General features: G+C 63.8%; 9 protein-coding genes. 3 read left to right on the top strand and 6 right to left on the bottom strand.

All coding sequences use genetic code 11. The annotated features are described in order from the left end of the window. From F6S12_RS26720 to F6S12_RS26740, 5 genes are all read right to left on the bottom strand, one after another. Window positions 1-464 (bottom strand): amidase family protein (locus F6S12_RS26720; RefSeq protein ID WP_315869499.1); only part of this gene is annotated, 464 nt, incomplete at its 3' end. A gap of 88 nt (window positions 465-552) precedes the next feature. Next, window positions 553-1,725 (bottom strand): amidohydrolase, encoded by a 1,173-nt coding sequence (locus F6S12_RS26725; RefSeq protein ID WP_174395216.1) that lies wholly within the window; start codon window positions 1,723-1,725, stop codon window positions 553-555. Between the two features lie 50 nt (window positions 1,726-1,775). Further along, window positions 1,776-3,080, bottom strand: coding sequence for an MFS transporter (locus F6S12_RS26730; RefSeq protein WP_315869500.1), 1,305 nt, complete (start codon window positions 3,078-3,080; stop codon window positions 1,776-1,778). Between the two features lie 110 nt (window positions 3,081-3,190). Continuing rightward, window positions 3,191-4,552 carry a DUF1329 domain-containing protein gene (locus F6S12_RS26735; RefSeq protein ID WP_315869501.1) on the bottom strand — a complete coding sequence of 454 codons (1,362 nt, stop codon included), beginning with the start codon at window positions 4,550-4,552 and terminating at the stop codon, window positions 3,191-3,193. Window positions 4,553-4,586: 34 nt separating this feature from the next. Then, the gene (locus tag F6S12_RS26740; protein WP_315869502.1) at window positions 4,587-6,338 is read right to left on the bottom strand and encodes a DUF1302 domain-containing protein; all 1,752 of its coding nucleotides are present in this window, start codon (window positions 6,336-6,338) and stop codon (window positions 4,587-4,589) included. A 126-nt stretch (window positions 6,339-6,464) separates the two neighbouring features. Between F6S12_RS26740 and F6S12_RS26745 the strand changes: the two genes are divergently transcribed. Then, complete coding sequence (locus F6S12_RS26745; RefSeq protein ID WP_315869503.1) at window positions 6,465-7,421, top strand: LysR family transcriptional regulator; 957 nt, start codon at window positions 6,465-6,467, stop codon at window positions 7,419-7,421. Between the two features lie 175 nt (window positions 7,422-7,596). Here F6S12_RS26745 and F6S12_RS26750 read toward each other — a convergent pair whose 3' ends face one another. Then, window positions 7,597-8,616 carry an AraC family transcriptional regulator gene (locus F6S12_RS26750; RefSeq protein WP_073698943.1) on the bottom strand — a complete coding sequence of 340 codons (1,020 nt, stop codon included), beginning with the start codon at window positions 8,614-8,616 and terminating at the stop codon, window positions 7,597-7,599. Window positions 8,617-8,719: 103 nt separating this feature from the next. Here F6S12_RS26750 and F6S12_RS26755 point away from each other — a divergent pair, with 103 nt between their 5' ends. Together F6S12_RS26755 and F6S12_RS26760 are read left to right on the top strand one after the other, a co-directional pair. Then, the gene (locus F6S12_RS26755) at window positions 8,720-10,615 is read left to right on the top strand and encodes an acyl-CoA synthetase (RefSeq protein ID WP_210672495.1); all 1,896 of its coding nucleotides are present in this window, start codon (window positions 8,720-8,722) and stop codon (window positions 10,613-10,615) included. Between the two features lie 238 nt (window positions 10,616-10,853). Further along, on the top strand, window positions 10,854-11,006 hold a 153-nt coding region (locus F6S12_RS26760), incomplete at its 3' end, for an FAD-dependent monooxygenase (RefSeq protein WP_315869504.1).

The following is an 11,006-nucleotide window of genomic DNA, read 5'->3' on the forward strand; positions in this document are numbered from 1 at the left end:
GTCATGCGGGTGTCCCAGGGGTTGCGGGTGATGCCGTAGAGCGGGCTGTCGGTCACGCCTTTCCAGCCGAACTCCGGGCTGGTGGTCTTGCCCAGCACCACGGCGCCGGCCTCCCGCATGAAAGTGGTGACGGGCGCGTCGACGTCCCAGGGGCCTTGCGCGCCAATCGTCAGTGATGCCTTGCGCGATGGCATGCCCCGGGTCGGGGTCAGTTCCTTGATCGATGTCGGCAGGCCGTCGAGGGCGCCGCAGGGCTGGCCCTTCATCCAGCGCTTTTCAGCTTCGCGTGCGGTGTTCAGCGCGCCTTCGGGATCGGTGTAGCAAAAGGCATTGACCCGCGGGTTGAAGCGCTCGATGCGGGCCAGTGCGTCCTGGGTGACCTCCACGGGAGACAGCTGCTTGTCACGGTAATGACCGAGCAGCTCGATGGCGCTCATGTCGGCGATGGCGGTAGCGTTTGGCATGGCAGTGTCCTGATAGGCGGGTGCAGGGCTGGCCTGCACAAGACAGTGTGTGGGCGCCCAGCTCGGGGCACCCCGAGAACCAAGCGCCTCAGCGCAAGTAGCCTTCGACCAGTTCCACCCAGCACGCTGCGCCCAGGGGAATCAATTGATCGTTGAAGTCGTAGTGATCGTTGTGCACCGAGCAGCCGTTGAACTCCCCGGTGCCATTGCCCAGGCCGAAATAGCAGCCGGGCACTTCGTCCAGCATCCAGGCAAAATCCTCGCTGCCCATGGCCCTGAATGACACTTGCTCCACCACGTTCTCGTTGCCCAGGGCCTTGCGCGCGGCGTCGAGCATCCGTTGCGTCTCGGCGACGGTGTTCACCAGGACCGGGGCCAGCAACTGATAGTCGATCTCGGCGGTGACCCCGAATGCTGCGGCCTGGCCCTCGACGATGGTGCGGATCCGCTGCTCGACCTGTTGGCGGATCGCCGGGTCAACCGTGCGCACGCTGAGTTCCAGCATGGCCGATTCGGGAATGATGTTGGTGGCGGTTCCGGCCTGTACCTTGCCGATGCTGATCACCACCGCATCGTTGGCGCTGATGTTGCGCGAGACCACGGTTTGCAGGGCACTGATGATGCCGGCCAGGGCCGGGATCGGATCGACGGCGCGCTCCGGCACGGCGCCGTGTCCGCCTTTGCCGGTCAGGGTAATGCCGACCCGCTCGGACGAGGCCATGACCCCGCCGCTCTTGATGATCGCGTAGCCCACGGGAAACCCCGGCATGTTGTGGAAGGCGTACACCGCATCGCAGGGGAAGCGCCGGAACAGCCCGTCGGCCATCATGCTCCTGGCGCCGGTCAGGCCTTCTTCATCCGGTTGGAAGATCAGGTTCAGCGTGCCGTCGAACTCGCCGTGCAGGGCCAGTTGTTCGGCCGCCGCCAGCAGGGTGGCGGTGTGGCCGTCATGACCACAGGCGTGCATCACCCCGGCGCGTTGGCTGGCCCAGGGCAAGCCGTTGCGCTCGATGATCGGCAGGGCATCCATGTCCGCCCGCAGGCCCAGGGTCCTGGAGCCCGAGCCGCGACGCAGGACGCCGACCACGCCATGGCCGCCCACCCCGGTGTGGACTTCATAACCCCAGCCTTCGAGCAGGCCGGTGACCAGGGCTGCGGTGTCCAGGGTGTCTTCACCCAGCTCCGGATGGGCGTGGATGTTGCGCCTGATCTTCAGGAAGCGCTCGGTGCTGGCTTGCAGTCGGTCTTGCAGAGAGGTCATGTTCACAACGGATTCCTTGTTCCAGGTAGAGGGGCAGTTGCAGGTCGGATTCAGGGACGGCCGGGATATTCCGGGTAGAAACGCAGGGCCACGCCACTGAGCACGATGGCGCTGCACAGATACCAGGCAGGTACCAGCGGGCTTGCGGTCACGGCGATCAGCCAGGTCACGATCAGCGGCGAGAACCCCCCGAATAGGGTGACCCCGAAGCTGTAGACGATCGACAGCCCGGTGACTCGCTCGTCACGGGCGAAGGCTTCCATCAGCAGCGCCAGGCCGGCACCGCCGCTGATGGCCATCGGCAGGATCAGCATCGACACCGCCACCAGGCAGAGCAGGGTGCTTTGCAGGCCCAGCAGCATGAAGGCCGGGTAGGTCAGGATGATCTGCAGCCCGCACAGCCAGTACAGCAAGGGCTTGCGCCGTGGCATGCGGTCAGCCCATCGCGAGGCCAGCGGGGGAACGACCGTCAGCAGGACGCAAGCGAAGGCCACCAGCGCAAAGGCGAAGCTGCTGGAGTAGTGCAAGGTCCGGGTGAGGTAGGTCGGCATGTAGAACACCACCATGTAGGAGGTGACCGTCGAACTGGCCATGAGCAATATGCCCAGCCCCAGGGTGCGCGCGTGCTTGCGCAACAGGTCGCGAAACGGCGTCGGGTTCTCCGGGTTCTGGTGGGTTTCATCCAGGTGCTTGCGGATGTACCAGCCCACCGGGCCTATCAGCAGGCCGATGATGAACGGAATGCGCCAGCCCCAGCTGTGCAGCGCCTGCTCCGACAGAACACTGGTCAGCGCCAGCCCGGAAAGCGCCCCGAGCAGGGCGGCAGCGCCCTGGCTCGCGCCTTGCCAGCAGACCATGAAGCAGCGGTTGTCGGTGCGCCCGGACTCCATCAGGAAGGCCGACGCGGCGCCAACCTCACCGCCCGCGGAAAAGCCCTGCAGCATCCGCCCCAGCACCAGCATGATGGTGGCGAAGATCCCGATGCTGGAATAGGTGGGGGTAAAGGCAATGATGCCCGTGCCGATGGTCATCAAGGCAATGGTCAGCGACAGCGCCTGCTTGCGGCCGTAGCGGTCGGCCACCCGGCCAATCAGTACCGCCCCTAGCGGGCGGACGACAAAACCCAGGGCGAAGGTCACCAGCGACATCATCAGCGACGCCAGGGGGGAGTCGGAGGGGAAGAACAGCTGGCCGATGATCACCGCGAAAAAGCTGTAGACGGTGAAGTCGTACATCTCCAGCGCATTGCCCAGGGAGGAGGCGACGACCACCCGGCGCATGTTGCCGCGGGGTGTCGCCGGCGCTGCGCACGGCGCGTATTGAAGCGGTAGCGAAGGAGCGGGGGTGCTTTTCATGGCATTTTCCAAAGAGTGGCGGTTGGCGCAAGGTCTGTGTCCACCGCCAGTACGAGGTCCTGGCGCCCCCTCGGCGAAGGAGCTGTTGTTCGAGCCGTCGTGACCCGAGTTCAGCGCACCCCACTCTGGCGCAAGGCGTTGGGCGTGAACTCGGCCTCCAGCGCCTTGACGCCGAACTGATAGTTGCTCTTCTCTTCGTTCTTCAGGCCCAGCACCAGGTAGCGGCCGCTGACCATGTCATTCAGGGTCTCGGCGGAGTACCAGGGCACCTGGCTGTTGTAGTAGGAAAGCTGGTGGGCTTCGGCAACCCGCCACAGGGTATTGCGCCCGTCGTAGTGATCGATGACCGCGGCCTGCCAGGAGTCCTCGTCGATGTAGAAATCGCGCTTGGCATACACATGGCGCTGGCCGGGTTTCAAGGTCGCGACCACGTGCCACACACGGTGCAGTTCATAGCGCGCCAGGTCCTGGTTGATGTGCCCGGCCTTGGTGATCTCGGCGTACTTGAGCGTGGGCGAATCGAGCTTGTAACTGTTGTAGGGGATGTACAGTTCCTGCTTGCCCACCAGTTGCCAGTCATAGCGATCCGGCGCGCCGTTGAACATGTCGTAGTTGTCCACCACGCGCTGGCCGTCGGTACTGGCGGCCGGCCCGTCGTAGGCCACCTGCGGGGCCCGCCGCACACGGCGCTGGCCGGCGTTGTAGATCCAGGCCTGGCGAGGTTCCTTGACCTGATCGAGGGTCTCGTGAACCAGTTCCACGTTGCCGGCCAGGCGCGCGGGCGCGACCACGGTCTGCTTGTTGTAGAACAGCACGTTGCTCGGCTTGGCCGGATCGTAGTCGGTGAGGCTCTCGCGCAACACGTACTGGTGGGCAAAGGTCACGGGTGTGCCGTTGCCCTGGACATCCGGCACGATCTGCACCATCTGGCGCTTCACGCTGTCACCGCGATAACGGGTGATGTGGTTCCAGATCACCTCCAGCCCATTCCCGGGAATCGGAAACGGATAGGCCTTGGTGAAGTGCTCCAGGCCGTTACCGCCGGCAACCAGGGTGGTGTTCAGGGCGTTCTTGCGGGCTGCCTCGACGATGCTCGGCGGTACGTTGGCGCTGCGGTGAGTGGGGTAGACGTTCATCCGGTAATCGGGGTAGCGCTTGAACATCGCGACCTGGCCCGGGGACAGGCGGCTTTTGTACTGCTCGACGTTCTGCGAGGTAATGCTGAACAACGCATGTTCGCTGCCATAGGGGTCGGCGAGAAAACCAGCGCTGTCGACCGTCCCGGCATTCTTCGCCAGGCCGCCGGTCCAGGCCGGAATGGTGCCGTCGGCATTGCCGGCGCGCTCGGCACCCACCGGGGTCAGCGTGGTCTCGAGCTTGGCCGCCTCTTCGGGCGACACTGCGGCCATGGCCGACGTGCAAAGCAGCAGCGACAACGCACTGCCGTGAAAAAACGACTTCGAAATGTTCATCGCACCCTGTCCTGTTCGATTGCTGATTGTGGATTCAAAAGCTCACGCCGAAGCTGAGGGCGACGAAGTCGCGATCAGTCGAAGTGTTGTAGGCGCCACCGAAGAAATCGGTGTAGGAAAGACTCGCCGAGTAGGTATTGCGAAGGTCGGCATCCAGGGCGAGGCTGATGGCCTTGCTGCCTTGGTTGAAGTTGGGGCCGTAGCCTTGCACGTCATGGGACCAGGACAGGCTGGGCTTGAGGTTCACCCCGGCGATCACGTTCTGATAGTCGAGGATGGCGCGGCCGCGATAACCCCAGGAATTGGCGCTGTAGAAGTCCTTGTTGTTGCAGTTCTGCGGGTTGACCGGGTTGGCCATCAGCGCGCAATTGCGGTTGTCGGGCAGTTCGCCGTTGCCGAAGATACTGTCCCGGCCGAAGCGCAAGGCGTTGCTGTTGATATCCCCCAGGTGGTTGTAGCCGATCTCGGTAATCAGGCTCAGGCGCTCGGCGGCCCAGACCTGGTCGATGAAATGGGTGAGGGTGATTTGCGCCTGGGTCACCGGCTTGCGCACATAACCGTGGAAGCTCTCGCCTGGCACTGGCTGCGCAAAGCCGCTGGTGAAGATCGGCGCACCGAGATCGGCCGCCATCGGGCCGGCGAGCGCGGCAATGGTCACGTCGCTGCCATTGAGTGACAGCGGCATGTTCGGCCGGTAGCTCAGTTCGCCGGAAACCGCAGTGGTGCCCAGGGTGGTGGCAAAGCTCAGGCCATAGAGGCGGATGTCTTCCGGGTACTCGATGAAGTACTCGGCGCTCGATGCCCTGGTCCCAGGCTTAACCGCGAAGGGGGCCGTGCCGACCGTGCCACCGAGGAAAGGCGCGCGGCTGTGGTAGTTCAGGGCATACAGGCCGAACTCGGTGTTGTTCAGCGCCTCGACCTGCCAGCGCAGGGCCATCCCGAACTGGCCACTGTCCCGCGCGTCGCGGTCGCCACCCCGGGTGAAGTGATACTGGCCATTGGGGTCCCAGGGGGGCGAGAAACCCATGCGGGTATTGCATCCATCGGCCATCACGTCGGAGCCGAAAAAGGTCCCGCAATTGTCGACGACGGTCTGGTCCCATTCCAGTTGATAGAAAAATTCGGCAGAGAGGTTTTCGCTCAGCCCCTGGGACAAAAACAGCATGTTGACCGGAATCAGGCCTTCCTTGATTTCGGCTCCCGGGCGCCGGAAGGCAGCGACATCCGTCGGGTTGATCACGTTGATGCCATTGCCGATGAAGGTACTTTCCCCCCAACTGACCACCTGTTTGCCCAGGCGCGCATTGCCGGGCTGATCGGCGATGAAATAGTTGTGATAGACAAAGGCGTCCAGCAGCTGCGCGCCCGAGGACTTGGCGGCTTCCTTGCGATGCTCATCGCTGATCTGCACATAGCGCCGGCTCTCGTCCTTGAGCTCGAAGTCGTACCAGTACTTGCCCCGCAGGAATACTCCGCTGTCGCCGTAGCTGAGCTGCAGGTCGTGTACGCCCTTGAAGATCTTCGAGAAGGTTTCGCCCTTGCGAAAGTTCAGCCGGCCGTCGTCGGAGGATTGGCTTGAGGCGTGCCCTGCGTTCCACGTGCCGATGAAGGCCCGGTCCGGGTTGCGCAGTGCCCAGCTGGCGCCAATGGACAACGAAGAATCGAATTGCCCCTGGATCTCGCCGATGTCGAAGGTAGCGGCCTGGCCAGGTGCGCTGATGCTCAGTGCAAGCAGCGTTGGCAGGCCCAGTAAGCGGAATGGATCAAGCTGGAATTGGTGCGCCACAGAACTTCCCCATCGTTTTTTTTATTGGAGGCAGTACGTGTTGTCTGCCGGGCGATGCTGGTGGTGGAGAATCTTCTGGGAGCGTGTTAAGAGTGTCCAATGCAAAGATAGGGCTGGATTAATGCAGTGAGCGACTTAATCGATCTGAAACGTGTGCGCCATCTGGTTTATCTGAGCGAGGAACTGCATTTTTCCCGCGCTGCGGCTCGGGCCAACCTGTCGCAGACGGCGTTCAGCCGCAGCATCCAGTCGCTGGAAGCGGACCTGGGCGTTCGGCTCTTCGATCGTGATACGCGCACGGTGATGCTCACCGCTGCCGGGCAGCAGTTGATCGGGCGTGCTCATGAGCTGCTCGGTTGCGCCAGGAAGCTGGTGGCGCAAGCCATCGATATTGCCGGCGCCGAAGGTGGGGAACTGCGCCTGGGCATCAACCCGATGGCGGCCACGCTCAACACCGTCGATATTCTCATCAGGTTGCGCAAACAGGTCCCCAGGCTGGTGCTCAATGTCCAGGTCGGGTACTGGAATCAGTTGTGCCACCTGCTGGAAACCGAGCAACTGGATTTCGTGGTCGCCAGCCTCAAGTCGGGCGAGGAAATCGACCCGCGCTTTTCCGTGACCCATCTGCCGCCTCAGCCGGCCTCGGTGTTCTGTCGCCGCGATCACCCGCTGGCCCGCCAGGCAGGCCCGATTGCCCGTGCCCAGATCCTCGACTACCAGTGGAGTGGCGTGTCGCCGTCCAACGAAGCTTCGCTGTATGCCCTGTTCGATCTGGCGCCGGGCACCTTGCTGCCCTGGACCCTGAGCTCCAACGATCTGAACCTGTTGCGCGAAACCACCCTGAGCAGCGACTCGTTGCTCCTGACCTGGCGCTCGTGGCTCGACCAGGACCTGCACAACGGGCTGCTGGTGGACCTGGCACCGTTCATACAGCCGCCCTGGCCGGCGGATGTGCTGACCATCCGCTACGCCGTGGTGACCCATGCCGGGCGCACGCTTTCACCGATTGCCCAGCAAGCCGTGGACATGATCGTCAGCGAAGCCCCGGGGAGTGCCGGGCTGTCGACATTCCCGGGTGCTTGAACCGCGGGTGCCGGGGGCTCAACCGGCCCCGCCAAAGGTCTGTACGAAAACTCGCCGAGCAAAGATCAGGCAAGGCAAAAGCAGGCGAGGAAGCCGAGTCCAGCGGCCTGAATGAGCATGCCGAGCCTGTCTTCAACGCAGTCTGATCGAAGCACAGGTAGTTTTCGTACAGAGCCTAAGATCGCGCCAGGTGCCTTTGGCGACATGCGCTGGGGCTCTGGCCGAACCAGCGATAGCAGGCGCGGGTCAGCGAGCTGGGGTCGCCGTAGCCCAACAGAAACGCCACTTCGGTCAGGGCGATCTGCGGGTGGGGCAGCAGCGACTCAAGGCGCTTGCGGCGCAAGTCATCGATGATTTCCTCCACGCGCAAGCCTTGGGCTAGCAGGCGGCGCTGGAGCATATGCCGGGGCATGCCCAGTTGTCCGGCCAGGACCGGCAGCGTGCAGTTGCCCGTCACCAGCAGGCGCTCCACCAGTATTTCCACCTGGCGCCCCAGGTCCAGGGGGTGGCTCTGGATCAGGCGGCGGACAATGCGCTCGGTGGTCTCAAGCATTGCCGGGCTGGCGCTGGCCAGCGGGGTACTGAGCAAGCTGGCGGGAAAGAGCAGGGCGTTTTCAGCCTGGTTGATGCGTACCCGGCAGCCATACAGGGCGCGATAGGCCTTGGCGTCGAGGGGGCTGTCATGCCTGAAATTGATTTGCCATTGCTTGCCGGTGTGGTGGGTAACCCGGCGCAGGAAAGCCAGTGCAATGCCATGGACCAGCTCGCTCAATTGCCGGTCGCCCAGCCTGCTTACACTCAGGTCATGCTGCAGGTGCCAGGCGGCATATTGGCCCTCGACGCTCAGGCGCAGGTTCAGCCCGGGGGAGTGGTAGGGCATGTAGCGAGCGACCCGTTCCAGGGCATCGGCCAGGTGGCTGGCGTGGAGCACGATGAGGGCCAGCGGCCCGAGGATGGAGACGTCCTGCAGGTTCGCCAGGCGAGCGCCGAAATCCGCCAGCGACAAGGCCTGCGAGGTGATCTCCAGCAACTGCGCGACCTTCTCCAGGGGCAGGCTGAAATGGGCGTCGTCGAGCTGGGCCTGTGTCATGCCGACACGGGCCAGCAGGGCCTGGGCGTCACCGCCATGCTCGCTGACCAGTCGGGTGAAGCCGGTCAGGGCAGGGGCCCTGACAAACAAGGGGGGACGGTTCATTTTGTTCCCGAATGCCAAATTCTTGTTATCAAATGCCAAGTAACCTAATTCGCCTCATGCCAGCATCTCAAGTGAAGAAAACTCATGATTGGAGGTCTTGGAAATGCTTTGCGACTATCAGGACGTTCTGCAGATCGAGGCGGGTCCTCAGCCCTTTGCCGATATCAACAACACCTATGCGTTGATCGAACGCAGCGCGAGCCAATGGCCACAGGCCCCGGCCCTGAGCTTCTTTCTGCGGGTCGAGGATCATGCGCGGCCGGTGCGCTGGACATACGCCCAACTGCTGGCGGACATCACTCGCGCAGCCAACCTGTTCGAGCGCTTGGGGGTACGGCGGGGCGACGTGGTTGCGCTGATCCTGCCGAACTTGCCGCAAACCCATATCGCCATGTGGGGTGCGCAGACCGCGGGTATCGCCTTTGCGGTCAACGTCTTGCTGGATGGCACGCAGATGGCCGAGCTGCTGGCGACGGCCAAGGTCCGCTGGATAGTCACGGTAGGCCCCGAGCCGGATGCGCAGATCTGGCAGCGGGTCGAGGGCGCGATTGCCCGCTTGCCCGGCCTGCAAGGCGTATTGGCTGTCGACCCGATGCGGCACCTGCCGGGCCATGGGCAGAGCGCGCCGCTGCCCGCTGAAGTGGCCGGGGTGCCGGTCCTGGATTTTTTCGCCGAACTGGCCCTCGAGCCAGGCGAGCGCCTGCGGTTTGCCCCGCCGGGCCTGAACGACGTGGCGGCCTACTATTGCACCGGCGGCACCACCGGCTTGCCGAAAATTGCCCGTCACAGCCAGCGCAATGAAGTGATCTTCTGCGGGCAACTGGATGCGGTGATCGGCGCGCCGGTCCTGCGGCCAGGACGCACCGTGCTGACCGCGTTACCGCTGTTTCACGTCAATGCGCTGATCGGTTGTGGCCTGGCGGCATTTGCCCAGGGCGGTCATGTGCTGCTGGCACCACCGGCGGGGTTTCGCACGCCGGGATTCATGCCGCGGTTCTGGGAGATAGTCGAAACCCATCAGGTCAGCAGCTATTCAGCTGTGCCCACGGTCTACGCCGGCCTGTTGCAGGTGCCCTGCGCGGGGCATGACACAAGCTCGCTGACGGTGGCGATCTGCGGCGCGGCGCCGATGCCCAGGGACTTGCTGCGCAAGTTCGAGCAACAGACCGGCCAGCGCATTCTCGAAGGCTATGGCTTGACCGAGGGCACTTGCGCGTCGTCGGTCAATCCGGCGCGCGGTGAGTCGCGCATTGGCTCGGTCGGCCTGCGCCTACCCTGGCAGGACATGCGGGTGATGATCCTCGATGAGCGAGGTGCCTGGTTGCGTGATGCGCAAGTCGATGAGGTGGGGGCGATCTGCATCAGCGGTCCCAATGTCTTCATCGGCTATCTGGACAGCGCCCATGATCAGGGGGCGTGGTTCGATACTGTCGCCCTCGACGGTGTCTCCGAACAGCGCTGGTTCAACACCGGGGACCTTGGGCGCTGCGATGCCGAAGGTTACTTCTGGCTCACCGGGCGCAAGAAGGAACTGATCATCCGCGGGGGGCACAACATTGAGCCCAAATACATCGAGGAGGTGCTGGCCACGCACCCCGATGTGGCGTTGTGTGCAGCGGTGGGCCGGCCCGACGCGCACGCTGGGGAAGTACCGGTGGCCTATGTGCAGGTGCGCGCCGGGAGTGCCATCAGCAGCGCCCAGTTGCTGGACTACGCGACGCGGCATATCAGCGAGCGCGCAGCGGTGCCCAAGGCGATCATCCTGGCCGACGCGCTACCCGTCACCGGAGTGGGCAAGATTTTCAAGCCCGCGCTGGTCATGGCTGAAATCGAGACAGTCATACGCCAGGAAGCCGCCTTGCTGGACATCGAGCTGCAAGAGGTGAGGGTGGTGCAGAGCGCCAGGCAAGGCCTGGTGGCGAGCTATCGCTGCGCAGATGAAACCTCGCGACTGGCCGAGGCTCTGAGCCGCTACACCTTTGTCAGTGAGCGAAGCTGAGCCTGGGCCCCAGGCCGCGGGCCCGAGTGCTTGCGATGCAGCGCCGGTGTTGTGAAGTTGCACGCTTCGCATGCTCGCGCGCTGCCTCGCTTTTTCTTATCCAGCGAGCACATTTTTAATATTTTTCCTTCGCAGGCGTCTGTCGCACCATCTGTGGCATCCGACTTACCCCCGGGTTCTGAACAGCGTGCGCCCAGCCTTCCGGCCGGCGCCATTCGTCTCGCAGAAGGACACAGACATGACCGTAGAACAACCCATACAAGTGGACACCCTGGTGGTGGGCGCAGGCCAGGCCGGCGTGGCCATGAGCGAGCACCTGAGCAAGCTCGGGGTGCCGCACCTGGTGCTGGAGCGCAGCCGGGTGGCCGAGGCCTGGCGCACCGGGCGCTGG

Source organism: Pseudomonas sp. JV245A (assembly GCF_032424515.1).
In the GTDB taxonomy this organism is placed as follows: Bacteria; Pseudomonadota; Gammaproteobacteria; order Pseudomonadales; family Pseudomonadaceae; genus Aquipseudomonas; species Aquipseudomonas protegens.